General features: G+C 70.3%; 27 protein-coding genes. 11 read left to right on the top strand and 16 right to left on the bottom strand.

Annotated elements, in window-relative coordinates; translation table 11 throughout:
- Position 1 precedes the first annotated feature (1 nt).
- Both AB0F52_RS10530 and AB0F52_RS10525 read right to left on the bottom strand, forming a co-directional pair.
- Positions 2-997, bottom strand: a complete 996-nt coding sequence (locus AB0F52_RS10530) for an ABC transporter permease (protein WP_360167464.1) — start codon at positions 995-997, stop codon at positions 2-4.
- On the bottom strand, positions 997-1,935 hold the full coding sequence (locus AB0F52_RS10525; protein ID WP_360167461.1) for an ABC transporter permease: 939 nt from the start codon (positions 1,933-1,935) through the stop codon (positions 997-999). The genes AB0F52_RS10530 and AB0F52_RS10525 overlap by 1 nt, the downstream gene beginning before the upstream one ends.
- A gap of 204 nt (positions 1,936-2,139) precedes the next feature.
- On the opposite strand from AB0F52_RS10525, the gene AB0F52_RS10520 reads away from it, so the two are divergent.
- Positions 2,140-2,628 (top strand): carbonic anhydrase, encoded by a 489-nt coding sequence (locus tag AB0F52_RS10520; RefSeq protein ID WP_360167458.1) that lies wholly within the window; start codon positions 2,140-2,142, stop codon positions 2,626-2,628.
- 33 nt (positions 2,629-2,661) lie between these two features.
- On the opposite strand, the gene AB0F52_RS10515 is transcribed toward AB0F52_RS10520, so the two are convergent.
- Positions 2,662-3,042 carry a helix-turn-helix domain-containing protein gene (locus tag AB0F52_RS10515; RefSeq protein WP_360167455.1) on the bottom strand — a complete coding sequence of 127 codons (381 nt, stop codon included), beginning with the start codon at positions 3,040-3,042 and terminating at the stop codon, positions 2,662-2,664.
- Positions 3,043-3,142: 100 nt separating this feature from the next.
- Between AB0F52_RS10515 and AB0F52_RS10510 the strand changes: the two genes are divergently transcribed.
- Positions 3,143-3,961 carry an alpha/beta fold hydrolase gene (locus tag AB0F52_RS10510; RefSeq protein WP_360167452.1) on the top strand — a complete coding sequence of 273 codons (819 nt, stop codon included), beginning with the start codon at positions 3,143-3,145 and terminating at the stop codon, positions 3,959-3,961.
- Between the two features lie 629 nt (positions 3,962-4,590).
- On the opposite strand, the gene AB0F52_RS10505 is transcribed toward AB0F52_RS10510, so the two are convergent.
- Positions 4,591-5,112: a hypothetical protein gene (locus AB0F52_RS10505; protein WP_360167449.1), complete on the bottom strand. Its 522-nt coding sequence runs from the start codon at positions 5,110-5,112 to the stop codon at positions 4,591-4,593.
- Positions 5,113-5,288: 176 nt separating this feature from the next.
- Here AB0F52_RS10505 and AB0F52_RS10500 point away from each other — a divergent pair, with 176 nt between their 5' ends.
- The gene (locus tag AB0F52_RS10500) at positions 5,289-6,488 is read left to right on the top strand and encodes a sensor histidine kinase (RefSeq protein WP_360167446.1); all 1,200 of its coding nucleotides are present in this window, start codon (positions 5,289-5,291) and stop codon (positions 6,486-6,488) included.
- Positions 6,485-7,168, top strand: a complete 684-nt coding sequence (locus tag AB0F52_RS10495) for a response regulator transcription factor (RefSeq protein WP_360167443.1) — start codon at positions 6,485-6,487, stop codon at positions 7,166-7,168. Before AB0F52_RS10500 ends, AB0F52_RS10495 begins: the two co-directional genes overlap by 4 nt.
- A gap of 358 nt (positions 7,169-7,526) precedes the next feature.
- Here AB0F52_RS10495 and AB0F52_RS10490 read toward each other — a convergent pair whose 3' ends face one another.
- Positions 7,527-8,048: a MarR family transcriptional regulator gene (locus AB0F52_RS10490; RefSeq protein ID WP_360167440.1), complete on the bottom strand. Its 522-nt coding sequence runs from the start codon at positions 8,046-8,048 to the stop codon at positions 7,527-7,529.
- 201 nt (positions 8,049-8,249) lie between these two features.
- Between AB0F52_RS10490 and AB0F52_RS10485 the strand changes: the two genes are divergently transcribed.
- The 3 genes from AB0F52_RS10485 (at position 8,250) to AB0F52_RS10475 (ending at position 11,174) form a co-directional block, all read left to right on the top strand.
- Complete coding sequence (locus AB0F52_RS10485) at positions 8,250-9,188, top strand: NADP-dependent oxidoreductase (RefSeq protein WP_360167437.1); 939 nt, start codon at positions 8,250-8,252, stop codon at positions 9,186-9,188.
- A 31-nt stretch (positions 9,189-9,219) separates the two neighbouring features.
- Positions 9,220-10,158: an alpha/beta hydrolase gene (locus tag AB0F52_RS10480; protein ID WP_360167434.1), complete on the top strand. Its 939-nt coding sequence runs from the start codon at positions 9,220-9,222 to the stop codon at positions 10,156-10,158.
- A 68-nt stretch (positions 10,159-10,226) separates the two neighbouring features.
- Complete coding sequence (locus AB0F52_RS10475; RefSeq protein ID WP_360167431.1) at positions 10,227-11,174, top strand: NmrA/HSCARG family protein; 948 nt, start codon at positions 10,227-10,229, stop codon at positions 11,172-11,174.
- A gap of 52 nt (positions 11,175-11,226) precedes the next feature.
- On the opposite strand, the gene AB0F52_RS10470 is transcribed toward AB0F52_RS10475, so the two are convergent.
- The 7 genes from AB0F52_RS10470 to AB0F52_RS10440 form a co-directional block, all read right to left on the bottom strand.
- Positions 11,227-12,204, bottom strand: coding sequence for a phosphotransferase (locus AB0F52_RS10470; RefSeq protein ID WP_360167428.1), 978 nt, complete (start codon positions 12,202-12,204; stop codon positions 11,227-11,229).
- A 92-nt stretch (positions 12,205-12,296) separates the two neighbouring features.
- Positions 12,297-13,916, bottom strand: coding sequence for an MFS transporter (locus AB0F52_RS10465; protein WP_360167425.1), 1,620 nt, complete (start codon positions 13,914-13,916; stop codon positions 12,297-12,299).
- 131 nt (positions 13,917-14,047) lie between these two features.
- Positions 14,048-14,569, bottom strand: coding sequence for a MarR family winged helix-turn-helix transcriptional regulator (locus tag AB0F52_RS10460; RefSeq protein WP_360167422.1), 522 nt, complete (start codon positions 14,567-14,569; stop codon positions 14,048-14,050).
- Positions 14,570-14,640: 71 nt separating this feature from the next.
- Positions 14,641-14,787 carry a hypothetical protein gene (locus tag AB0F52_RS10455; RefSeq protein ID WP_360167419.1) on the bottom strand — a complete coding sequence of 49 codons (147 nt, stop codon included), beginning with the start codon at positions 14,785-14,787 and terminating at the stop codon, positions 14,641-14,643.
- Positions 14,788-14,807: 20 nt separating this feature from the next.
- Complete coding sequence (locus AB0F52_RS10450; protein WP_360167416.1) at positions 14,808-15,848, bottom strand: hypothetical protein; 1,041 nt, start codon at positions 15,846-15,848, stop codon at positions 14,808-14,810.
- 174 nt (positions 15,849-16,022) lie between these two features.
- Positions 16,023-17,051 (bottom strand): hypothetical protein, encoded by a 1,029-nt coding sequence (locus AB0F52_RS10445; protein ID WP_360167413.1) that lies wholly within the window; start codon positions 17,049-17,051, stop codon positions 16,023-16,025.
- Positions 17,052-17,079: 28 nt separating this feature from the next.
- A complete protein-coding gene (locus AB0F52_RS10440; RefSeq protein WP_360167411.1) occupies positions 17,080-17,634 on the bottom strand; it encodes a sigma-70 family RNA polymerase sigma factor in 555 nt (184 codons plus the stop codon).
- Between the two features lie 364 nt (positions 17,635-17,998).
- Here AB0F52_RS10440 and AB0F52_RS10435 point away from each other — a divergent pair, with 364 nt between their 5' ends.
- Positions 17,999-18,235, top strand: a complete 237-nt coding sequence (locus tag AB0F52_RS10435) for a hypothetical protein (RefSeq protein WP_360167408.1) — start codon at positions 17,999-18,001, stop codon at positions 18,233-18,235.
- Between the two features lie 199 nt (positions 18,236-18,434).
- Here AB0F52_RS10435 and AB0F52_RS10430 read toward each other — a convergent pair whose 3' ends face one another.
- Positions 18,435-19,136, bottom strand: coding sequence for a TetR/AcrR family transcriptional regulator (locus AB0F52_RS10430; RefSeq protein ID WP_360167405.1), 702 nt, complete (start codon positions 19,134-19,136; stop codon positions 18,435-18,437).
- A gap of 176 nt (positions 19,137-19,312) precedes the next feature.
- Between AB0F52_RS10430 and AB0F52_RS10425 the strand changes: the two genes are divergently transcribed.
- Positions 19,313-20,380: an amidohydrolase family protein gene (locus AB0F52_RS10425; RefSeq protein WP_360167402.1), complete on the top strand. Its 1,068-nt coding sequence runs from the start codon at positions 19,313-19,315 to the stop codon at positions 20,378-20,380.
- 95 nt (positions 20,381-20,475) lie between these two features.
- Positions 20,476-20,904 carry a hypothetical protein gene (locus AB0F52_RS10420; RefSeq protein WP_360167399.1) on the top strand — a complete coding sequence of 143 codons (429 nt, stop codon included), beginning with the start codon at positions 20,476-20,478 and terminating at the stop codon, positions 20,902-20,904.
- Between the two features lie 323 nt (positions 20,905-21,227).
- Here AB0F52_RS10420 and AB0F52_RS10415 read toward each other — a convergent pair whose 3' ends face one another.
- The 3 genes from AB0F52_RS10415 to AB0F52_RS10405 all read right to left on the bottom strand — a co-directional run bounded on the left by AB0F52_RS10415 (position 21,228) and on the right by AB0F52_RS10405 (position 23,829).
- A complete protein-coding gene (locus AB0F52_RS10415) occupies positions 21,228-22,178 on the bottom strand; it encodes an NAD(P)H-binding protein (protein ID WP_360167396.1) in 951 nt (316 codons plus the stop codon).
- A gap of 143 nt (positions 22,179-22,321) precedes the next feature.
- Positions 22,322-23,263, bottom strand: a complete 942-nt coding sequence (locus AB0F52_RS10410) for an RNA polymerase subunit sigma-70 (RefSeq protein ID WP_360167393.1) — start codon at positions 23,261-23,263, stop codon at positions 22,322-22,324.
- Between the two features lie 5 nt (positions 23,264-23,268).
- Positions 23,269-23,829 carry a dihydrofolate reductase family protein gene (locus AB0F52_RS10405; RefSeq protein WP_360167390.1) on the bottom strand — a complete coding sequence of 187 codons (561 nt, stop codon included), beginning with the start codon at positions 23,827-23,829 and terminating at the stop codon, positions 23,269-23,271.
- Positions 23,830-23,910: 81 nt separating this feature from the next.
- Here AB0F52_RS10405 and AB0F52_RS10400 point away from each other — a divergent pair, with 81 nt between their 5' ends.
- Positions 23,911-24,855 carry an LLM class F420-dependent oxidoreductase gene (locus AB0F52_RS10400; RefSeq protein ID WP_360167387.1) on the top strand — a complete coding sequence of 315 codons (945 nt, stop codon included), beginning with the start codon at positions 23,911-23,913 and terminating at the stop codon, positions 24,853-24,855.
- Positions 24,856-25,139: the final 284 nt, after the last annotated feature.

Below are 25,139 nucleotides of genomic sequence, written 5' to 3'. Positions count from 1 at the left end.
TTCAGACGAGGCGCGCCCGCGGATCGAGCGCGCCGTAGCAGAGATCGACCAGGAAGTTCAGAACCGTGACCAGCAGGGCCGAGAACAGCGTCACGCCCAGCAGTACCGGCAGGTTGAGCGAGGCGATCGCGTCGATGAGCAACCGCCCGACGCCGGCCATGCCGAAGATCCGCTCGGTGATCACCGTCCCGGCCAGCAGCCCGCCGAGATCGACGCCGAAGACCGTGATGACCGGCAGCAGGACGTTGCGCAGCGCGTGCCGGCCCACGACCTTCCGTTCGGTGAGGCCCTTGGCCCGGGCGGTGCGGATGTAGTCCTCGCCGAGGGTTTCGAGCATCTGGCCGCGGGTGAGCCGCGCGTAGATCGCGGCGTGCAGGAACGCCAGCACGAACCACGGCAGCACGAGGTGCCACGCCCACTGCGCCGGATCTTCGGTCAGCGGCACGTACCCGGACTTCGGGACGACGTCGAGCGCGAACGCGAAGATCGTGATGCCGACCATCCCGGCCAGGTACGCGGGCATGGACACGCCGGCCATCGCGGCGGCCATCGTGATCCGGTCGACGGCGGTTCCGCGCCGCAGCGCGGAAAGCACGCCGAGGCCGACGCCGAGCACGATCCAGATCACGGCCGCGCCCAGTGCGACCGAGAAGCTGACCTCGATCCGGCCGCCGATCTCACTGAGCACGTCGACGTTGTTCTGGAAGTCCCAGCCGAAACACGGCGCCGTGCAGTGGATCGCCGCGGCGCCGGTGCCGAACGTGCGGCCGCCGGCGATCCCGCCGAGGAACTCGAAGAACTGCCGGTACCACGGGACGTCGTAGCCCATGAACTCCCGCGCGAGCCGCAGTCCTTCCGGCGAGCAGGGGCGGCCGCAGGCCAGCCGGGCCGGGTCGGCGGGCAGGACGTAGAACACCACGAACGTCACGAAGGCGACGACGAACAGGACCAGCAGCATCCCGGCGAACCGGGTGGCGGCGAAGCGGAGGGTGCGCATCAGGCCGCACCGCCGGACCGCGGGTCGAGTGCGTCGCGGATCGCGTCGCCGACGACGTTGAACGCGAGGGTGATCAGGAACAGCAGGAGCCCCGGGAAGACCAGGTACATCGGGTCGGTCTCGAAGAAGTCGATGGCGGTGCTGATCGTGCGGCCCCAGCTGGGCGTCGGGGGCAGGACGCCGACGCCGAGGAACGACAGCGCGGCTTCGCTGCCGATCATCGACGGGATGGCCAGGCTGGCGACGACGATGATCGGCGCCCACAGGTTGGGCAGCAGTTCCTTGGTGAAGACGTGCCACGGCCCGCCGCCGACGACCTTGGCCGCGGCGACGAAGTCGCGTTGGGACAGAGTCAGCGTCTGCGCGCGGACGATCCGGGCCACCCGCGGCCACCCGAAGAGCCCGAGGACGACGATCAGCGTGACCTGCCGCGGGAAGTCGACCGGCAGGACCGCGCCGAGCGCGATCATGAAGATCAGGTACGGGAAGCCGAGGATGACGTCGGCCGTCCAGATCACCAGGCGGTCCCACCAGCCGCCGAGGTAACCGGCGCTGACCCCGATCACGACCCCGAGCGCGGTGCCCAGCACCGTCGCACCGAGGCCGACGAGCAGGGAGGTCCGCGCGCCCTGTGCGACGAGCGCGAAGAGGTCGACACCGGTCAGCGGCTCGACACCGAACCAGTGGGACCCGCTCACCCCGCCCAGCGACCCGGCGGGCAGCCCGGTCGGGCCGAGGGTGGAGATGTCCGGGGTCAGGCTCTGCCCTTCGAGGAGGACGAAGAGGTCGGCCCCGGCGGCGAGCAGCACGATGACGACGATCAGGAGCGCGCAGACGGACGTCCACCACCCGGAACGGACGGCGCGCCACACCGCGGCCGGCAGGGAACGTGCCGCGAGGGCCGGGACACCGGCGGGTGGCGGCGGAGGGTTGATCACAGCACCTTCAAGATTCAGCCGATCGAGTGACGATCAGGACCTTAGGCAGTCCGGACGGTGAGCGATCCACCGTCTCATCAGGTGGAATGATAGTTCCCGGCGGTGTCCGTTGCGTGGAACGCTCTTCCAGGTCGTGGGCGTGGTTGCGCACCCGGCGTACGGAGGGGTCCACTCGGTCCACCCCGCTACGTGGAAGGGACCACCATGTCGGTCACCGACGAACTCCTGGTCAACAACGCCGAATACGCCGCGAACTTCACCGGGCCGCTGCCGCTGCCGCCCGCCAAGCACGTCGCCGTGCTCGCCTGCATGGACGCCCGCATCAACGTCTACGGCGTCCTCGGCCTGCAGGAGGGCGAGGCCCACGTCATCCGCAACGCCGGCGGCGTCGTCACCGAGGACGAGATCCGCTCCCTAGCCATCAGCCAGCGGCTGCTCGGCACCGAGGAGATCATCCTCATTGACCACACCGACTGCGGCATGCTCACCTTCACCGACGACGACTTCAAGAGGTCCATCCAGCAGGACGTCGGGGTCAAACCCGCCTGGGCCGCCGAGGCGTTCACCGACCTCGACGAGGACGTCCGCCAGTCGATCGCCCGGATCAGGAACAGCCCGTTCATCCCGAAGAAGGATTCCGTGCGGGGCTTCGTGTTCGACGTCGCCACCGGAAAGCTGAACGAAGTGAAGTGACCCGCGGTGTGCCCGGGCTGCTCACCGCCGGCGTCAGTCACGTCCTGCGGCGTTGGCCCGGTCGATCGCCGGCATGTTCTCCTCCGCCCAGGTCCGCAGGGCGGCGAGCGGCACTTCGAGGGAGTGGCCCAGGCCGGTGAGGCGGTAGTGCACCTTCGGCGGAACCGCCGGCTCCACCCGGCGCTCGACCAGGCCGTCGCGGGTGAGGCTCTGCAGCGTCACCGACAGCATCTTCTGCGAGACGCCGGGCATCCGGCGTTGCAGTTCGGCGAACCGCACCTCGTCCGCGCCGGCCTCGGCCAGCACCTTGACCACCATCGACGTCCACTTCGTGCCGATCCGGTCCAGCAGCTTGCGGGTCGGGCAGGCGGGGTCGAAGAGGTCGCCGCGCGTGCCCTTCGGCGAGGGGGTCACTTGGAGCTCACCACCTGTCGGGAAAGTGCCGTCTTGGCCCGGCCGCGCCGGTTACCTAGCCTCATCTGGTAACCAATGGTAACCCCCTACAGGAGACAGCGTGCGCGAGCAGCGGGTGACGGCGAACGGCATCGACATCAACGTGGTCGTCACCGGCCAGGGACCGGCTTTTCTGCTGCTGCACGGCTTCCCGCACACCTGGCGGCTGTGGACCGCCGTCATCCCGCACCTGGCCCGGCACCACCGGGTCATCGCCCCGGACCTGCGCGGTCTCGGCGCGACCACCGGCGCCGCCGGCGGCTACGACGCCGGCACCCTCGCGGCCGACGCCGAAGCTCTCCTCGACGCGCTGGACGAACCGGCGGCGACGGTCGTCGGCATCGACGCGGGCACCCCGCCCGCGTTCCTGCTCGCCATGCGGCGCCCCGAGCGGGTCCACCGGCTCGTCCTGATGGAGTCGCTGGTCGGCCGCCTGCCCGGCGCCGAGGACTTCCTCGCCGGCGGCCCGCCCTGGTGGTTCGGGTTCCACGCCGTCCCCGGCCTCGCCGAGACGGTTCTCGCCGGGCACGAGGCCGAATACATCGGCTGGTTCCTCGACGCCGGCACCCGCGGCCACGGCGTGCCACCGGCGATCCGGGACCAGTTCGTCGCCGCGTACACCGGGCGCGACGCCCTGCGCAGCGCCTTCGGCCACTACCGGGCCATGCCCGAAACCGCGAGACAGATCGCCGACGCCACCGCGACCGGCCGGCTCACCGTCCCCACCGTGGCGATCGGCGCCCACCCGGTGGGCGACACCCTCGCCCGCCAGCTGCGCCCGGTGACCGACGACCTCACCACCCACCTCATCGAGAACTGCGGGCACATCATCCCCCTGGACCGCCCCGACGCCCTGGTGCCGCTTCTGGTCGCCGGCTGACCTTCCCCGGTCACGGTGGACTTCGATCGGCTCGTCCCCCGAGCCGGCGAGCGTTGCGGCCTGCGATCCCCGGCTCGTGGAGGATCAGCCGAGGTCGCCGGCCCGGGTCGTGGTCGCGGTGTCGCGGTCGCGGACGAACACGTCCCCCACGCTGTTGCGGTCGAACGACACGAGTCTCCACGCGAAGGAGTCGAGCACCAGCAACCATCGCCGATCAGCGTGGCCGGGTCGGGCGTCCGCAGGGACTCGGCCAGCGCCTGCGGGACGTCGTCGGCGTCCCGCAGGGCGCTCAGGTCGAGACCGTGCACGGATTCGAACCGGCTCGCCGCCCGCCAGCCGACCTCGCGAGCGAGGAATTCTGGACCAGCCGGAGCACCGCGGCGAGATCGTCGGACCGGCCGACGATCGAGGTGACCGGCGCGGGCAACGCCGGGCGGTCCGGGCGAACGCCTCCTGCTCCTCCGGCGTCAGGCCCGGCGCCCCGCTCGATCTCCGCCAGTTGCTCCTGCGTAAAGACGGCTGCGAAAGCGCCGCAGTCGCTTCCGGAACTCGTCACCGGCAAAGCCGGCTCTTGAACGAAGTGGGCGTTCTCGCTGTCCTGATCGGACAAATCGAGCAGAGCGTGAGCGTCAGGTCGACTGGGCTGTCAACGGGTCGGTCAAGGAGGTTTCGGACTGCGGGAATGGGTGGCGGATCAGTCGCAAGGCCAAGACGGTGCACACGATGGCGATGGGAATTTCCACGCACACTGCCATCACGATCGCGATGGCCAGCTCACCCCCGGATGCCGCCGCGGTGACGTCGAACCAGGCGTCTGTCAGGAGAAGCGCGGCGGCCGCGGTGACGGTCAGCGTGCAGCGGTTGTCCGCCCGCTTCAGGAATCGACCGGTGGCGAACAAGGCCAGTGCCTCGCCACTGTCCAGACCGACCCAGCCCAGGGCCCAGTGACTGTCCATCGCCTCCTGCGGCAAAGACATCGACAGATAGAGAACCCACGGGATCATGATCAGGCCCGCGGTCGCGAACACCCTGCCGAGATGTCGCGGACTTCGGATACGGGGTCTGTCCGGCACCGCCGGCCGGCGCACGTGGTCAGCGCTGCCGAGCGCTTCGATCGGGTTGGTGGCCCGACATTCCGGGCGCTGCTTCATGTGTCGCGAAGATCGATCATCGGTGCGTTCGTCATGGTCACGAACCTACGAACAGAATGCTGCCCGTCGCGTCGGCCGGCGGATGGCACCGTTTCCCAGGCCGTCGGCCCGGGGGTGTACGGCGCGTACATCCCCGGGGCGACGCGCGGAGCCGGCGCCCTGCATACGATCGCCGCATGGAAGAGCTTCTCCAGCGTCTCTCGACATCGAAGCGCGTGACCTGGCTGATGTCCCAGGCCGTGGTGCTGGCCACCGCCTGCTTCTACGCGGTGACGCTTTGCTGGTCGATCGCTCAGGTTCCCGAGCACGACGGCCTGTTCCGGTTTCCCGGCCTCGGGCCCTTCCAGATGATGGTTCTGTGCGTCGTGCTCGCTCTTCCGGTTCTGCTGATGCGCCGGCTGCCGGCGGCGGTCTTCGCGGCGATCCTGGGCGAATCGGTCCTCGGCTACCTCTTCGGCGTGCGGTCCGAGGCCGTGTTCGTCGTGCTCGTCGTCTTGGGCGGGCACCTCGCCGTCCGGCGGCCGAAGGCTGCCGCCGCCGGCTCCGTCGCGGCGGTCGCGGCCGTGTTCGTGAACAACATCCACGTCTACCCCGGGGAGAACCTCGGCGACACGGCCCAGTGGACCGGGCAGTACGCGTTGTGGTTCGCGGTCGCGTGGGTGTTCGGAGGGGTGTACCGCAAACGCCGCGAATACCTCGAAGCCCTGCACGAGCAAACCGCGGCCCGCACCGTCATCACCGAGCGGCTGCGCATCGCCCGCGAACTGCACGACAGCGTCGCGCACAGCATCGGGATCATCACGGTGCTGTCGGGAGCGGCGGCGCGGGTCGTGGACACCAAGCCCCAGCAGACGCGGCAGGCGCTGGCCGGCATCGAGACCACCAGCCGCCAGACACTGCTCGAGCTGCAGCGCATGCTCGGGGCGCTCCGCCACGCCGAGCCGGACGACGCCATGCCGCAGGCCGCTCCGCTGGCGCCGGCCGGCAGCCTGGCCGACGTCCCGCAACTCGCCGAACGCACGGCCGACGCCGGGGTGCGGGTCCACGTGAGCTGGCAGGGCGAGCGGCGTCCGCTGCCGCCGGAGATCGAACTGTCGGCGTTCCGGATCATCCAGGAGTCGCTGACGAACGTGGTACGGCATTCCGGGGCGCGGACGTGCCGGGTCGCGGTCGGGTACGAGCCGGAGGGAGTGACGATCGAGGTGGTGGACGACGGTCTCGGCGGGCCGGGCCGTCCCAGGCACCCGACGGCGCCCGGCGGGAGCGGCTTCGGCCTGCTCGGCATGCGCGAGCGGGTGACGTTGCTGTCCGGCCAGTTCAGCGCCGGCCGGCGGCCGAAGGGCGGATTCCGGGTGGCGGCGAGGCTCCCCGCATGAGCGTGCGGGTGCTGCTGGTCGACGACCAGCCGCTGATGCTGGTCGGGCTCGCGATCCTGCTCGGCGACACCGACGACCTGGAGGTGGTCGGCGAGGCCGGCGACGGCCGCGAGGCGATGCGTCTGGTGCGTGAGCTGCGGCCGGACGTGGTGGTGATGGACATCCGGATGCCGGGCATGGACGGGATCGAGGCGACCCGGCAGGCGACCGCCGAGCCGGACCCGCCCAAGGTGCTGGTGCTGACGACCTTCGACGACGACGAGTACGTCTACGGCGCACTGCGCGCCGGGGCGAGCGGATTCCTGCTCAAAAGCATGGCTCTGAACGCGATCCTGGACGCGATCCGCGTGGTGGCGGCCGGCGACGCGTTGATCGCGCCGAGCGTGACCCGGCGGCTGATCGCGGACTTCGCCGGAACCTCCGGCCCCGCGGCCCCCGGACCGGACACCGAGCCCGCCGCGGACTCAGGCCTCATCGCGGAGATCACCGACCGGGAGCGCGAGGTGCTGGCCCTGGTCGGACAGGGCCTGTCGAACACCGAGATAGCCGAGCGGTTGGTGATCAGCGCGGCCACGGCGAAGACTCATGTCGCGCGCCTGTTCGCCAAGCTCGAGGCCCGGGACCGCGTCCAGCTGGCGATCATGGCGTTCGAGGCCGGACTCGTCCCGCGTAGACGGTAGGGCTGGATGAGAAGAACGATCGCCGACCACGAGTTCGCCGCGTTCTCCGGATGCGCCGGCATGCACCCCGTCGGGGTCGCACTCGGCTCCCCCCATCAGCCCGAGCGGATCGCTGAACGAGATCGGACCGTTATTGGCATGGCTGTAGGCGTTCAGCGCCTGCGGATTGCCGGTGTCCGGCATCGGGTCGGCGGTGAGGAACCCGGCGTCCACGTGGACCACGGTCCGGCCGGCGAGCTCCGCCTGCTGGGCGGCGTCGCGCACCAGTGTCGACTTGCCGATCCCGCCGGGGCCGTGCAGGTAGCCACGAGCGGAGCGTCCGCCGCTCCCGCCAGCATCCGGTCGAAGCGCTCGGATGTCAGTGGCGCCGATCGTGGGTGGCTTCGCCTTTGCGGCGGCGAGGCGCTGCCGAGCGAGGGGGCGCGGAGCGCATGTGGTCGCGCACCGGTGCCAGCAGGCCGGCCAAGGTCTTGACGTCGTCGCGGTTGAGCGGTTCGAAGAGCAGGCCGCTGACCACCTCGACGTGCCCGGGCAGCACTTGCGCGAGCCGCTCGCGTCCGGCGTCGGTGATGGTCACCGTGGTGCTCCGCTCGTCGTCCGCAGAAGGGGCGCGCACGACCAAGCCCGCCTTCTCGAGCAGGCCCGCCTGGTAGGTCAAGCCGCTGCGGCTGTAGACGACGCCGTCGGCCAGGTCGGTCATGCGGTGGCTGCCCGTCGGGGAGTCCCCGAGCCGGGCCAGCAGCTGGAACTGCACGTAGCTGAGTTCGCCGGCCTCGCGCAGCTGCTGCTCGACCGCGTGCCGCAGCAGGCTGGTCACTTCGATGAGGTCGAAGTAGGCGCCGAGCTGCAGGGGGTCCAGCGACGGCGGTGCGTCAGACATGGCCGGAGTGTACTGCTTCGAATTCGAAGAGGCCGGCATGGCAGTGCCGGACTCGACTGAGCACCCTCCCCGGTGACGCAGCACCGCCCCGCGCACCGGCGGTGACCGGTGTCACTTGCTTCGAATTTGAAGCACGAGTACTGTCGTTCTCAGTTGCTTCGACTTCGAAGCAAGCGACCTGAAGTGAAGGAGAGAACTGTGATGAAGGCAGTGCGTTTCCACGAGTACGGTGCCCCCGGCGTCCTGCGTTACGAGGACGCGGAGCTGCCCGTCCCGGCTGCCGGGCAGGTCCGGGTCCGGGTCGCTGCGACGTCGTTCAACTCGGTCGACGGCAACATCCGGGGCGGGTTCATGCAGGGCCCGATCCCGGTGGTGCTGCCGCATACGCCCGGTATCGACGTCGCCGGCACGGTCGACGCGCTCGGCGAAGGCCTGGACGGCCTGGCGGTCGGTGACGAGGTCGTGGGCTTCCTGCCGATGGACCAGCCCGGCGCCGCCGCCGAGTACGTCCTCGCCCCGGTCGAGAGCCTCGCCTCGGCACCGAAGACCGTCCCGCTGCCCGAGGCCGCCGCGCTGCCGCTGGTCGGGCTGACCGCGTATCAGGCGCTGTTCGACCACGCCCAGCTGAGGGCCGGGCAGCGCGTGCTGGTCAACGGTGCCGGGGGCGCGGTCGGCGGCTACGCGGTGCAGCTGGCCAAGAACGCCGGTGCCCACGTGATCGCCACCGCCAGCCCGCGCAGCGCTGAGGCGGTCAAAACCGCCGATGAGGTCATCGACCACACCACCACCGACGTGACCACCGCGGTGACCGAGCCGGTCGACGTCGTGCTCAACCTCGCCCCCGTCGCCCCGGAACAGCTGGCCGCGCTGGTCACCCTGGTCCGCCCCGGCGGGGTCCTGGTCAACACCACGGTGTGGATGCCCGCCCCCTCCGACGAGGAACGCGGCGTGCGCGGCATCGACCTGTTCGTCCGCAGCGACGCCGACCAACTGGCGCAGCTGGTCGCGCAGGTCGACCGCGGCGAACTGCACATCGACGTCGCCGAGCAGGTACCACTGGCCGAACTGCCGGCCCTGCACGCGCGCGCCGCCGAGGGCGGCGTGCACGGCAAGGTCGTCGTCCTCCCGCCCACCGCCTGACTCCCCCACCCGATCCCGGAAGGCAACGACCATGGCACTCAGCTTGGACCCCGAAATCGCCGCGGCACTGGCCCCGATGGCCGGCGCCACACCACCGGCCGTGGGCGACATCGCCGCGCGCCGCGCCATGTGGGAGCCGATCATCGGCGCCGCGAGCACAGCCCAGCCGATCCCGGCCGACGTCGAGACGAGCGAGCACCACACGACCGCCGGCGACGGCGCGCGGATCGCGATGCGCTGGTACACCAAGAAAGGCGCGACACCGGGCCCGGCCGTCGTGTTCTTCCACGGCGGCGGCTACATCTTCGGCCACATCGACCTGTTCGACGGACCCGTCGCCCGTTACGTCTCCGCCAGCGGCGTGCCGATGCTGTCGGTCGAATACCGCCGGGCCCCCGAGCACCCCTACCCCACCCCGCTCGAAGACGGCTACGCCGCGCTGCGCTGGCTGCACGAAACCGCCGCCGAACTGGGCGTCGACCCCGAGCGGATCGGCGTCATGGGCGACAGCGCCGGAGGCGGCATGGCGGCGGCCGTGTCGATCCTCGCCCGCGAGCGCGGCGGCCCGAAGATCGCCCGCCAGATCCTGCTCATGCCGATGCTCGACGACCGCACCACCACCCCTGACCCGCACATCGCGCCCTCCGTGCTGTGGTCCTACGACGACAGCCTCACCGCGTGGCCGGCCCTGCTCGGCGACGCCGCCGGCGGCCCCGACGTCCCCGCCACAGCGGCGCCGGCCCGGCTCGAAGACGCGACCGGCCTCCCGGCCGCCTACATCGAGGTCGGGCAGCTCGACGTCTTCCGCGACGAGGACATCGCCTACGCGACGAAGCTCAGCCGGGCCGGCGTGCCGGTGGAGTTCCACCTCCACCCCGGCGCACCCCACGAATTCGACTCCATCGCCTTCGACTCCGACGTCGCCCGGCGCGCCATCGCCGACCGCATCCGGGTCCTCAAGTCGATCTGACAGTTCAGCCGAGATTTCGACCAGGCAAGTCGCCGCTGGATTGCGGTGACATTTCAGAGGGAGTGCTCATGAGCGACAAGAAGATCATCGCGGTGCTGGGTTCGACGGGTGCGCAGGGCGGAGGTCTGGTCCGGGCGATCCTGGACGCTCCGGACGGTCCGTTCGCCGCGCGCGCCGTCACCAGGAACGCGGACTCGGCGAAGGCCCGCGCGTTGGCCGAGCGGGGCGCCGAGGTGGTGGAGGCGTCCCTGGACGACGAGGAGTCGCTGCGCAAGGCGTTCGAGGGGGCCCACGGCGCCTACGTGGTGACCAACTTCTGGGAGTCCATGTCCGCCGACGTCGAACTGGCACAGGCCGCGAAGGCCGCCCGTGCCGCGAAGGCGGCCGGGGTCGCCCACGTCGTCTGGTCCACGTTGGAGGACACCCGCGAGGTCATTCCCGTGTCCGCCGGGCGGGCCCCGGTGCTGCAGGAGCGCTACACGGTCCCGCACTTCGACGTCAAGGCCGAGGCGGACGCGTTCTTCCGCGACTCGGGTGTCCCGACGACCTACCTGCGGAGCACTTTCTACTGGGAAGGATTCACCCAGGGCACCGGACCGATGCGGGGCGAAGACGGACGACTCGTGCTCACCCTGCCGATGGGTGAGGCCAGGCTGGCGGGCATCGCGGCCGAGGACATCGGCCGCACCGCCTACGGAGTGTTCGCCGCGGGCGACAAGTACGTGGGAGAGACCGTGAGCATCGCGGGTGAACACCTGACCGGCGCCCAGTACGCCGCCGCCTTCGCCGACGCACTCGGTGAACCGGTCGGCTACCGGCCGCTCACGCACGACCAGTTCCGCTCGATCGGCCTGCCCGCGGGTGACGAATTCGGCAACATGTTCCAGTTCTACGTCGAAGGCGAGCGCGACTTCGTCGGTGCGCGCGACCTGGACGTGGTGCGGTCGCTCAACCCGCGTCTGCAGACTTTCCGGAGCTGGCTGAACGAGCACATCGAAGCGGTCAAGCCCGCATGACCCCTACCGGCAGCGTCGAGGTCGTGGCCACTGTCGCGTCCATCAGGTGCGCTCAGGGAAGCTGCGCCAGGGTCCGGCCGACGTTGTGTTCCACGATCTCCAGCATGACCGGCCGATCCGGGAAATCGCCGCCCAGGAGCCGCAACGGGCCTGCGATGAGCGACAGAGACAAGGCGAGGCGGTAGAAACGCAATCGGTCACCGTCCAGGTCGTCACGGCGCAAACAGGAGTACCTGGTTCCGAAGCGCAGCTCCAGGAACGCGTGCTCCCACTCGACGTCGAAGAACATGGCACCCTCGATGTCGATCAGCACCGGCTCGTCACGGTCGTCGACCAGGACGTGATCGGGACCCAGCTCGCCATGGATGAACCCGTACTCGGTACGGGGAGCGACAGCGGCATGTCGCTCGTGGAGCAGGTCGCGGAGGCGGTGTTCGGCCCCCGCGATCCGATCGACGCCGGCCGCGGCGTCGGCAAGATGGCCCAACGCGCGGCGCAGCACGATCCGCTCCACCGGATCGGTGCTGCCCGCACGGTCGGCACGCGGGCGGCCGTATCGATCGCGCCGGCTGCCGTGCATCGCCCGGACCACGTCACCGAGGCGGGCCAACACCCGCCCGGCTCGCCTCGGGTCCCGGTCCCACAGGGCTTCGAGCGTGCCACCACGGACGTCCTCCAGCACAGCCACCTCGCCCGCGAGCAGGCTCCTGCTGCGGTCCACCATCACCACCCGCGGCACCCGGACGGCGATCGAGGACAGGGCGGCATGAGCGGCTTCGAACAGATCGAGACCACTGGCATGACCGAACGGGTCGCTCTCCTCCTTTGACGCCGCTTCCGGCCAGTAGTCTTCGTCGGCGTTCCACACGTAGGCGATGCTTGTCGTGCGGTCATCCAGCACCAGCCGGTAGACGCCTTTCTTGGAACCGCCACGCAGCCGTTCCACCGAGACCAGGTCACGCTCCCCGAACGCCGCTCGCACCACGCCGAGCAAGTCACCTTCGCCGAGCTGCCCCCGGATCTCGACCATTTCCGCAGCCTACAACCGAAGCCGCTCGCCTGCTGCCGCACGATGCCGAGCCGGTGGCGGGGCCGACGTGGGAGGCGTCGGCATGGTGATGCTCAAGGCCGTTCGCCCGCATCGGGTTCGGTGAACACATCCTGGGTTCGCCGTCGGCCCAGCATCGTCAGCGCGATGAGGGCAGCCGCCGCGGCGGCGATGCCGCACACCAGGTAGCCGATGGCGTAGGCGTGGGAGAGCGCGTGGAACGCGACGTCCTTGAGGGGGTTGAACGGGATCAACGTGCCGTCGGGTCCCGGTACCTGCGCCGGGACGCCGTTCTGCCCGAGCGGGCCGGACTTCACCGCGTGGACGGCGGCTTCCACCGTCGGGCGTTGTGCGGCGGGGACGTGCTGCGGTGCGGCGTAGAAACTGTCCAATGCGGACTTGAGCGAGGGAGACGAGGCGATTTCGGCGTTGATCGCGTTCGCGGCGTTCGTCAGCGCGATCGCGCCCACGATGGCGGGCCCGAGCGTCAGGCCGCCGTCGCGCAACATGCTCGTCGCCCCGCTGGCCATGCCGGCTTTGGACGTCGGGACGCTGTTGACCGCGACGACGGTGATCGAGGTGACGGCCAGCTTGAACCCGGCGCCGACGACCAGCAGCGGAGCCGCGACCGCCCCGATGGAGAGGTTCGTGGCCGGAATGGCGGCGAGCACGAAGTCGCCGATCCCGATCAGCGCCATCCCGGTGCCGAGCACGACGCCGGGGCTGAAGCGCTCGACGACCCGGGTGCTGACCGGGAACAGCACCACGCCCATCACGTTCAGGCAGAAGAAGCCGAGGGACGTCGCGAGCGGGGTGTACTCCTGGATGGCCGACAGCCGGATGCTCGTCGCGTACGCGGTGCCCAAGTAGGCGAACATGCCGACGACGGTCACCACCGCGGAGACCGTGAACATCCGGTTGCTGAACAGGTCCAAGCGGATCAGGGGCCGGTCCACCCGGCGCTCGATCGCCACGAACAGCGCCATGAACGCGACGGCCACGACGAACCCGCCGATCACCGGAACGCTGCCCCAGCCGTCTTCGGCTCCCTGGATCACCGCGTACAGCAACGCGAACAGGGAGATCGCGATGGTGATCTGGCCCGGCCAGTCCAGGGACCGGCCCAGCGGCGCGGCGGAGTTCTGCGCACCCACCAAGGTGATCGCACAGCTGACCACAGCCAGGACCGCCATGGCGAGGAAGGCGTACCGCCAACTCGCGTACTCACCGCCCGAATGGGGGATGCGAGCCAGCAGGCCGGCCAGCACCGGGGAGATGAAACCGGCGCCGGTGAGGGCGGCGGCCCAGATCGAGATGGAGTGCGCACGCTGCCGGACGCTCTGCGTACCCGCGGCGAGCATCGCTATCGACGTCGGGAAGATCGCCGCGGCTCCGATGCCGGAAACCACCTGACCGGTGATGAGCACGCCGGTGCCGCCGCTGGGTGTGAAGAAGCCGAGCAGGCCGCCCACGGCCATCAGCGCGGCGCCGGCGGCCAGCAGCCGCTTGCGGCCGAAGAGGTCGCCGACCACGCCGAAGGACAGCTCCAGCAGCGTCACCGGAACCAGGAAGGCGTCGGAGATCCAGGTCAGCGTCGTCGACGTGGTGTGGAGGTCCTGGTTGATGAAGCCGTTGATGACGGCCGGGATGGACAGGCCGATCTGGGCGATGGCGACGGCGGCGGCCGCGGACACCAAGGTGCCCCTTCGGAGCTCCACTGGTGCAGCCGAGTCGGCGGGGACCACGGTATCACTCACGATTGTGAAGCAAACCACACCGAAAACCAGATGTACAGGTTTCCTGACTATCGCCTGGAGGTGGGCTCCTACCGGGGTTTTCCGTCCGCCGGGCGGGGCCGTGGGTCACTTTCGGCCGGGCGCTCGAGCAAGGCGCGCCGGCACAGTTCCAGCGAGTGCTGCAGCTGGCCGGCCTGGCCGTCGGAAAGCAACGAGAGCATGTGGTCCTGCAACGCGGCCACCTGCGGCCGCAGCCCGTCGAGCAGCCGCTGCCCGGCGGGCGTCAGGGCGATGACGAGGCGGCGGCGGTCGGTGGGGTCGCGATGGCGCTCGATCAGCCCCCGGTTCAGCAACGTCGTCACCATGTCGGCCATGCTCTGGTCGGTTACGAACGAGTGCCGGGCCAGGCGCGCGGCGGTGAGGTCGGGGTGGCGTTCGAGAACGGTCAGGGCGGTGTACTGCAGCGTCGTGATGTCCGCCGGACGGACGAGAGCGTCGAGTCCGGCGCGCACGGACAGCTCGACCTGCTTCACCAGGTACAGCAAAGTCGGCGCCGGCGTCGCCGGGTCGCCTGAACCGGCCCGTTGCACCTCTGTGTCACCAGTCTTCATGGTCAGCCAGGACCTCCCTGGGCAACCATCGTAGGCGGCCGCCCGGACCCGGACGGCGTGGCGGCTTTCGGTCACTGCTCCGGTGCGGAGCGAGTTCGTTCCAGCAAGGCCTTCAGGGCAGCCAGGTCCTGGCGGTTGGCCCGCCGCATCGCCGCGGTCGTCAGCGGCGCGCTGATCGCCGAGAAGCCCTTCGGTTCGCCTCGGTCGCGCAATGTCATGTGCGTGCCGGCGACGGCGGTCAGTGCGGCAGCGCGTCGAAGATCTTCCGGGCGGTGCCGGCGAGGTCACCGGCCGGCGGGTGGTCGGCGCGGTACTCGAGCAGGACGCGGTCGCGGCCGGCCCGGAACAGGATCCGGTGCTGGCCGCCGGTGGCCGGCGAAGCGCAACTGAAGTCGCCGATCGGGGCCGGCAGAGCCGTCCAGCCCGGCTGGTGCTCGCACAGGAAGCGCGTCTCGGCCCCGGCCCCATCCGCGTCCCGGTAGATCGTCTGCGTGACCGCCACGGCCTCCCCGGCCGTCGACGCGCGGGCGCAGCTGATCTTGACGTCCGTGCCGGAGACGGAGAGCACCTCGTGCTGGGCCAGCGTCTCGCTTTCGGTCCCGTCGGTCGGATGACCCGTGAGCGCGCGGAAAAGCTCCGCCGGCAGGGCATCGCACGGCTTGGCGACCAGGTCGTACGGCGCCGGGTACCGGTACTCCGGCGCCGGCTTCGGCCCCTCGGCGAGGCGGGCCGCGATGCCGTCGATCAGCTTGGCCACAGCGGTTTCGCCGTCGGTGAGCGCGGCGAAGTGGGTGATCTTCAGCCGGGCCGGGGGAAACGTCACCACGGTGTCGGCCGGGCTTTCGCCGGCGCCCCGGTCGTACGGCTCGCCGTGGCTCCTCGCGGTGCCGCTGACCTGCTGCTCCCCCACCGTGAGGAGGACGACCGGGGGCACGCTCCCGCGCTGAGGTCCGACCGGGGCCCCGCACGAGTTCGTCCCCGGCGCCCGGCCGGGTTCCGGCCCGGTCCGGGCGATCCCGGACGCGTACTTCAGGCCGGCCGCGGCGACGACGTCCGGACTCAGCACGGAACAGGCGTCGAACCCGGCGGCGGTGCCGGGCCCGGGCACCGCCAGGATGTCCACAGTGGCCGGTCCCGGGTCCGGTGTGGCCGGCGCGGCGTCCGGCACACCGATTCCCGAGATCAGCCCGTGCACCAACGGGAACAGGAAGATCACCAGCAGAACGGCGAGCGTCAGCAGGAACTTCCGGTTCCGCCCGCCGCGAGACAGCTCGGTCATTGGCTCCTCCCCCGGGACGATGAACCGCGGGTCAGCCTATTCCCGGCAGGTTTCCCGCTGCCGCGGGCCTCACGGACGCCGTCCAGCCGCCGAGCCCGGCGGCCACGCACGGACGGAACCGTCCTGGGAGGGCCGAGATGATCCCGGTCCTCCCAGGACAGTTCGGTACGAGGATCAGATCTTGCCCGCGGCCACGTCGGCGAGGGTCACGCGGGCGGACTTGTAGTTCACCACATAGTGCTTGGACGGTTCCGCCGAGGTGATCTCCTCGCGGATCGGCAGGCCGTTGTCGGCGTTGATGATGAGGACGTCCGTACTGCCGCCCAGGACGGCGGGGGGCGTGGTGAGGGTCAGCGCGGCCTGGCCGTCGACGTCGGTCCTGCCGACGATCATGTCCGGGATGGTCGCGTACAGCTTCAGCGCGCCCGCGCGGACCTCCGCGTCGGCGGCGTTGGTGAACAGCGCGTGTTCGGCGTTGCTCCACAGGTGGTTGTTGATGAGGTTTTCCAGGTCCTTGCCCGTCGGACGCGGTTTGGGGGCGGGGACCGGCTTGCCGATCTTGCGGAGCATCTCCGCGGTCTCCGCTTGGGCGTCCGCCCAGGCCTTGTCGGCCTCGGCCGGGCTCAGGCCGATTCCCAGGGCGTTGCCGGCCGCGGTGATCATCGCGATCCTGGCCTTGTCGACGTCGCCGTTCGCGGCGAGACGGGCCGCCGCCATCACCTTCCCGTCGTACGGCGTGGCAGGCTGGGCGTCGCCCTTGGCGACTGCGTCCACCAGGGTCTTCTCCGAGTCACCCGTGAACTGCTGACCCTTGTCGGTGTAGAGGGTGTAGTAGAGGTCCGGCTTGTTGTCCAGCCCGAACTTCGTGTTGACGATCAGCGATGCGTCTCCGGGCTGCGTGCCGGCCGCCTTGACCGCGGAGGCCAGCTTCACCAGCGGTGCCTCGGCCGCCTGCGGTACCCCGGCCGCCTGCGGGGCCGCGTCGGACGGGCCGGCCGGGACGCTGCCGCCGGACGTACTCATCACCACAGCCGCCGCGACGGCTGCCGCGCCCACGGCGGCGACGCTGACCTTGGGCCAGGAGAACCAACGCTTCGGTCGCACGACCGTGGCCACCGGCTCCTCCATCGCCGTCCGCAGTGCCGTGCGGGCACGGTCGTAGGCCTCGGGACCGGGGGACGGCACGTCACGCAGATTCTTCATGAGATCCATTTCATCCATGGGTTGTCTTTCAGGTTGTCGGGACTTGCAGCAGCGCGACCACTTCGGGGGCTTCACGCAATGCCTTGCGCGCCTGGTGCAACAGGCGGCGGGCCGTGCCGGCCGGGATGTCGAGCACCCGGCCGGCCTCGGCGACGGTCAGGTCCTCCCAGGCGACCAGGCCCAGCACTTCCCGCTCTTCCGGTTTGAGCCGGGCCAGTGCCCTGCCCAGCAGTGCCTGTGTGTCCACGCGGGCATCCACCGCCGGCCAGGGATCCCAGTCACTCGCCACGCCGGCCAGGTCCGACGCCGGCTCCTCGGCCGGTTCGGACCGCCAGTGCCGGCGCAGCCTGTTCAGCGCGACGCCGTACAACCAAGGCCTGGCTTCGGGATACGAACGGTCGTAGTTCGCACGGGATTCGTAAGCCGCCACCCACACATCGCCGAGCACGTCCTCGGCGGCCTGCCGCCCCACTCTGCGCGCCAGATAGTTCCCGAGCGCGGTCTCGTGCCGGCTGATCACTTCCACGAAGGCATCGGTGTCTCCGCCCAGCGACCGACCGATCAGTTCCGCGTCTGACGACATGAAGCTCCTCGGGTTTCGCTTCGCCCTGACACCCCGTCTTTGCCAACGCGCGCCCAAAGCGTTCAGGCTATGTCACCCCATGACGAACATCGCTGGTCAGGCGACGTGTGCGAGGTCGAAGTCCTGCGCCTTCGCCACCTTGCTGTTGCGCCTCAGGAAGCGGACGGCGTCGTCGAGGGTCGCGACGGTCCCGATGTGCGTGCGAAGACGCCCGCACCCGATCGACGATCTCTGCCGGCCGACTCGGAACGGACTCGACGACGAAGTCGATCGGGAGCCCCGTCGACCGGACGAGCCTCAACAGGCCCGACCACCGACACCAGCGTCCCGCCGGGCCGGATGGCGCTCGGTCCAGCGAGACCGGATGGCGCTCGCCGCCGAACCCCCGGGCCGGCTGCGTCACCACGGACCCGACCGCACCGGCGGCACCGTGCGCGAGAACGCTCTGCTCCGCCTGCAGACGACCGTGCTGAAGGCCGAGGGCCACTCCCACTCCGCGGAAACGAAGCCCGACGCATGCCCTTCGACGACGACGTCGTTGATCGCCGGCGTCGGCTCAGGCCGCTCCGCGAGCGTGATCCCCGCTGCCTCCGCGGCCTGATCCGTCGCGACTACCGGCCCACGGCCGCGAACGAACGAGTCGAGGCGCTGACCGAAAGGCACGCGAAGGCCGCCACGCGATCCAGCGGGCCGGGCTGGTGCGGCAGTTCGCCCTGCGGGTGCGGGTGTTCCGGAGATGTTGCGCAGGGAGGCGTCGACGCCCGGCGGCCGGCCGGCGCCGGCACGGATCGACCGCGGGATCACTCCCGGTGAGTGGCCGGGGGCGTCTCCTCTCCGTCGGCGAGGCGGTCGAGCCATTCGCCGAGGAGGTGCTGTTCGGCGCCGCTCAGTGTCGTCTGCTCGGGCAGGGCGGCACGCAGGGCTCGTGCCGCACCGGCAGGGCCCGGGTCCAGGACTGCGGAGTTCTCGGTGGTGACGGCCGTGACCATCGACTCCCGCATCGCGGTCAGCAGGGCCGGGTCGCGCCGATCTTCGGGTAGCGACAGCCAGGTGAGCACGGCGCCGCGCGCCGTGGCGTGGATGAGAGCGGCCGCGAGCTGCTCGCTTGCGCGCAGCCGTCCTGCGGCGGCGAGGCGGTGGATGCGCTTTTCCAGGACCTGCATGCCGGCCCGGAACGCGGCCGAAGTTGTGCCGCGCTTGGGTTCGCCGTACATCAACGCGTAGAGGGCGGGGTGGGTGAGACCGAACTCGACGGCGAGGTCCCAGCCCGCACGCAGGTCGTCGACGGGGTCGACGACCTGGTCACGCGGCGCCGCGCCGACGATTTTCGCCGCGAAGAACGTGGCGTACCCGTGTTCGGCCACCGCCTCGAGCAGTCCGTCCTTGTCGCCGAAAAGGCGGTAGATCGCCGGGGGCTGCACTCCGGCGGCTGCCGCGACGGCACGAGTGGTGACGGCGTCGCTGCCGTCGCGGGCGAGCAGGTTCGCGGCTGCCTCGATCACACGCCGACGACCATCGACCGCAGCTTCCGGCGCGGAGGAGGAGCTGTCATCCCGGGTCTGCGGGTCCATCTATCAATGATACTGCTTCTATGTGATCGATGGAAATATCTGTGATAACGTCTTACTAGTTCCATTGGAAACATGGCGAGCGCGCCACCAGGGCAAGAAGGCAGCAGATGGACAAGGAGCAGGAAATGCCGGAGAAGATCCGCATCGTCGGGCTTGAGGAGCACGTCGTCCTGCCGGTGCTGCAGGAGGCGTGGACCCGGGCGGGGCTGCCGCAGACCCCGCAGCGCGGTTACGGCGACGAGCCGTTCGCGCAGCGGCTGCGGGACGTCGGTGATCGACGCTTGGCCGACATGGACGACCAGGGAGTGGACGTGGCGGTGCTGTCCCTGGCCTCGCCCGGCGTGCAGAACCTCGCGCCAGCCGACGCTGTGAGCGTGGCGCGCGAGGCGAACGACGAGCTCGCCGCGGTCGTCGCCGGCAATCCGAAGCGGTTCCAGGCGCTCGCGGCCATCCCGACGCCCGATCCGAAAGCGGCGGTGGCGGAGCTCGAGCGCGCGGTTTCGCAGTTCGGCTTTCGCGGAGCGATGCTGTACGGCCGCACGGGCGACAAGCTGGCCGACGCGCCGGAGTTCGACGACCTCTATGCGGCCGCCGCGCGGCTGCGGGTGCCCCTGCACTTCCACCCGCAGACCCCGGTCCAGCCGGTCCTCGACGCGTACTACTCGGGGCTGGGCGGTGTCGGCATGGGACTGGCAACCGCGGGGCTGGGCTGGTACTACGACCTCGGCGTCCAGTACCTGCGCATGATCTTCTCCGGCGTGTTCGACCGCCACCCCGAGCTCCAGGTGATCGCCGGGCACTGGGGCGAGGTCATCCTCTTCTACCTGGACCACACCGGAATCATGGCGCCCAACGCCGGTCTGGAGCGGCCGCTGGCCGACTACTTCCGGCAGAACTTCTGGGTGGCGGGCAGCGGCACGGTGAGCGAGCGCTACCTGAGGTGGACCGCGGAGGTCATCGGGACCGCACGCATGCTCTATTCGACCGACTACCCGTACACGTTCGGGACGCGGCCGGGCGGCTTCCCGTTCCTCGACACGAGCGGCGGCGTGGCGCGGTCGTTCCTCGAACAGGCGCCGTTCACCGCGGAGGAGAAGGCCGCCATCGGGTCCGGCAACTGGGAGCGGTTGACCGGGCACGTCGTGGCGAATCCCGGACAGCGGTCGGCGGTCTGACCCGGTTCCGCGAGTTTACCGAACGCGGCAAGCCGGCGCTGCCCGCATTTGTGCCGTGGCAACCGAAAGTGGATCCCTGAAGGGAAAGAACCACCATGACAGTCGACACCGGCGTTCACGCCACCACCGACGGCCCCACTGCGTTGGCTGATCGGATCGGACGCGGGCTGCTGGCCCTCTGCGGGGTCGCTACCCTCGGCGCCTTCGCGCTGGGGATCGGGATCATGGCCACCGTGCCGCCCGAGCGTCTGATGTCGGAAGCGTGGCGGACGTTCGCCTACCTTGTCTTCGCCGGGCTGTATGCCATGCTCCTCGCGGCACCACGCAGACAGCGGGGCCCCTGGGAACTCGTGTTCGCACACAAGATCGCCATCACCATTTTCGCCGTCACGGCAGGCGATACGCCCGATGCGAAAGCGACCTGGCCGATCGACCTCGCTCTCGTAGTGGCGACCGGACTGGCCTACGCACTGTGCCGCGGCTGGTACGGCTGGCGATCGACCACGCTCGTTCCGAGCCGATAGGCGCCGCTCGTGGAAGCGCAGCCCTTGGCACCGGCCTGGAACATACCTACGCGCCGAGACTTCGCGGCTTGCAGGTTGACGGCGTCACGGTGATCGTGGCCGGTCGGGCAACTCCTGGGCCGACCGGCTCGACGGGCAGCCGGTCACCTTCGAAGCCAACGCCTACGACCCCGGCTGGAGCGCGATCGTCACCGGGGTAGCTGCCGTCATCACGGACGTCGTAAGCGAGCCGGATTTTCCAGGAGGTATCGAGGTTGCTGCTCGCGCCGGGTGTCGAAGAGGACGTGATCAAGTTCTTGGTGTCCTCGAACAGTCCCCAGCGCTCATCTGCGGAGTATGCGGTGTGTCGGCGCGAAGACCTGACGCGCATAGTCGTCCAGCGAGCGCGGAACATGGCCGGTGAGCCGCTCCACATCGTCGGTGACGCCGTCGAAGACGTCGGCGCGTACGAAGCCGAACAGGTCCATCATGTGCTCGACCCACGCGTCGGGGCGTCCGGAGCGGGCGAAATGCGCCCGGTGGGCCTCGAGGCCGGCGTCGATGTGGCGGATGGCGCGTCCCGACGCCTTCGACAGTGTGCCGGCGACCTCCGCGAAGGTCAGGGAACGAGGTCCGGTGAGGTTGTAACCGTGGCCGTGGTGGCCGTCCGTCGCCAGGACCGCGACGGCCGCGTCGGCGACGTCGCGGGCGTCGACGAAACCCGCGCGATGGGTGCCGCTTCCCGCGTACAGTTCGTCGTCGTCGCGGATCGCCCTGGCATACACCGCGTCGTCCTCGTCGAAGTTCTGCATCAGCCAGTTGGGACGCAGGATCGTCCAGTTCCGGCCCGACTCCCGTACTGCCTGTTCGACCCGCGCGCGCGGAGCAGCCGCGGGAGCCTTGTCGACCCCGAAGGCGGACATCAGGACCACGTGCTCCGCCTGCGGGGCGGCTGCGATGAGGCGCGCGATCAGCAAGGCCGCGTCGTCGAGGACGTCAAGTCCCTTGAGGAACAGGGCGTCGGCGCCGGCGACCGAATCCGCCCACGTCGACTCGTCGGTCCAGTCGAACCGCACCGGGTCGACGTTCGCTGTGGGCACCCCCGGATGCCGGCTCGCCGCCCGCACCGCAAGACCCGCCGCGGCGAGCGCGGCTGTCACGCGCTTGCCCGCCTTACCGGTGGCTCCTTCGACCCATACCGTCTTCATGGTCGTCTCCAGTTCATTGATATGGCCGAGCCCGGCCGGAATCCGGGTCTGCGAGCGATGGTGGACCTGCCCGGCGCCGAGCTGCACGAGGCGCCGCCCGGGGCCGCGGCCATGACACCGTCTCTTGTGGACGCTCTGCTGGGGTATCTGCTCCGCGCACGGACGTCCGACTCCGGCGCCGGGAACAGGGCGACGAGCTGGTCGCGCGACGCTTCGTGGCGCCGCCCCGGTCACCGCATCCGGCCCGGATCGTCGGGGAAGCCTGCCGCGGCGACCAGTTCCGGGTCGAGGTAGGCCGTGATCGACGTCAGGTGCGTGGTGTCGGTGGTCAGCACGGCCAGCCCGAAGGGCCGGAACGGGGTGCCGGTCCGCTCGCGGTAGTAGGCCACGGCGGCCGGCTGGTCGTTCGCGACGGTCGGGAACATCCGGTAGAGCCCGGGTGCGGTGAGCACGTGCTCGGCCAGGAACGGGACGCACGAGCGCTTCCCGGTCAGGGACAGCCCGGAGGGGATCACCTCGAGGGTCGCGTCGTCGCGCAGCAGCCGGGTCAGCACCGCGATGTCGGCGGTTTCGAAGGCGGCGATGTAGGAGTTCAGGACCTCACGCGCCGCGGGCGAGTCCGGCTCGGCGACGTTCTCCGGCGTCGGCGTCAATTCGTCGAGCCGGGCACGGGCGCGTTGGATGGCGCTTTTGACCGCCGGCACGCTCGTGCCCAGCACCTGGGCGATCTCGGTGGCCGGCATGGCCAGCACTTCGCGCAGCAGGAACGCCGCGCGTTGCCGCGCCGGCAGGTGCTGAGCGCTGGCGACGAGGGCGAGCCGCAGCATCCTGCGTCGTTCGGCGACCTGCGCCGGGTCGCCGAACCATGGGGTGAGCCACAGGACCTCGGCCGCGGGCAACGGCACGTCCGGGTCGTCGCCCGGGGTGCCGAGGCCGGCGGGCAGGACGCGGCGGCCCCGTCCCTGCAGCGCCGTGAGACACACATTCGTGGCGATCCGGTACAGCCAGGTGCGCACCGATGACCGTTCTTCGAAGGAGGCGCGGCTGCGCCAGGCCCGCAGGTAGGTTTCCTGCACCAGGTCTTCGGCCTCGTGCGCCGAACCCGTCATGCGATAGCACAGAGCCACCAGTTCCGGCCGGTAGTCCTCGAGGTCGTCCCAGATGTCCGGCACGTCGGTCATCCTCGTCGCGGCCGGTAGCGCAGGGACACCAGGCCCGGGTCGGCGCCCGGCCCCGCGTCAAGCAGTTCCCAGGTGCTCGACGCGCCGCCAGGGCCGGAAAAGAAGTCGCCGTCGGGGACGATCACGGGCACGACGATCACCGCGAGCTCGTCGACCAGCCCGGCCGCGGTGAGCGTCTGCCCGAACCGGCCGTGCCCGTAGACGATGAGGTCCGCACCCGGCTCCCGCTTCATCTGCGCGACGGTACCGGCGATGTCGGTGCCGAGCACGGTGGTGTTGGACCAGCGCGGCTCTCGCAGCGTCGAGGAGAACACGTACTTCGGCATGGCGTTGAGGTGGGCGGCGTAGTCGCCGGGGGTATCCGGCCACTGCCGCGAGAAGATGTCGTAGGTCCGCCGGCCCATCAGCATCGCCGAGCTCTCCTGCAGCGCCCTCAGCGACGCTGTCGCGCTGCCCGGGCCGAAGTAGGGCGCGGCCCAGGCCAGCGGTTCGCTGATCACGCCGTTGAGCGATACCAGGGTGCTGAGCACCAGCCGTCGTGAAGAGTGCGTCGTCATGGAGGGTCAGACCTGGCCGGGTCCGAAAAAGAATCGGTCCGGCCCCGATTCCTTCGCAGACCGCCGCCGGTCAGACCGGCCATGAAACTCAGCTACTACCTGCCGACCGGCACGACCCACGAGTTCGCCGGCTACACCGACCCGATCGCCGCGTTCGCCAAGCTCCTGGACCTGGCCAAGGTCGCCGACGAAGTCGGGTTCACCACCATCTGGGCTCCCGATCACTTCATCCCCTTCGGCCCGTCCGGGTCCTACGTGTTCGAGGCCTGGACCACCCTGGCCGCGCTGGCCCGCGAAGTCGGCACCGCCTGGCTCGGGCAGCTGGTCACCGGCAACGGCTACCGCAACCCCGCTCTGCTGGCCAAAATGGCCTCCAACCTCGACGTCGTCTCCGGCGGGCGGCTGACCTTCGGGATCGGCGCCGGCTGGTACGAAGACGAGTACAAGGCGTTCGGCTACGACTTCCCCGGCGCCGGCGAACGCCTGCGGCGGCTGGAAGAGGCCCTGCAGATCATCCAGGCGCTGTGGACCGGGACCCCGGCCACCTTCGACGGCCGGTACTTCAGCACCGACGGCGCGGTGAGCCAGCCGACCGGGGTCCAGGCGCCACACCCGCCGGTGATGATCGCCGGCGGAGGCGAGAAGGTGACGCTGCGGCTGGTCGCGATGTACGGCGACCTCTGCAACGTGCAGGAGCCCCCCGACGAGGTGCACCGCAAGTACGAGGTCCTCGCCCGGCACTGCGAGACGGCCGGGCGTGACTTCTCGGACATCACCAAGACCTCGACGAGCTATTGCATCATCGCCGACACCGACGAGGAAGCCCGTGCCGCGGTACCGCCCTGGGCGCCGCTGGTGTTCCCGGGCGTGCTGGCCGACTACGGCCTGATCGGCACCGTCGACACGATACGCAAGCGGTTGGACGGCTACCGCGCCGCCGGCGTGGACGAGCTGATCGTCGGGTTCCAGAACGCGCTCGACACCGACACGCTGCGAACCTTCGCAAACGAGTTCATCACCACCTGATCGGCGATTTCACGGCACACGCCCGGGTCCCGGCGCGAGCAACGTCATCGCGCCGGGCCCGAGCTTTTCTCGCTCGATTCACACACAACGCCTTGCGGTGGCTCACGTAGGTCGACGCGGCGTAGAGGGCGGGATCGGCGCGTGCGGTGGTCGCGGCGGTCATCGCGCGGCTTGCTCGACGAGTTCGGTGCCGCCGGCGCGCGAAAAACGGAAGCGCATGGAGGGAGAGCCCTTCCGGGGGAAGAGTGCACCCCGCCCCGCCGGATCGCGGCGGGGCCGGGGCA

This window comes from Amycolatopsis sp. NPDC024027, from assembly GCF_040638975.1.
Lineage (GTDB): Bacteria > Actinomycetota > Actinomycetes > Mycobacteriales > Pseudonocardiaceae > Amycolatopsis.
The sequence above is the reverse complement of the archived record's forward strand: the minus strand, read 5'-3'. Positions and strand labels throughout refer to the sequence as shown.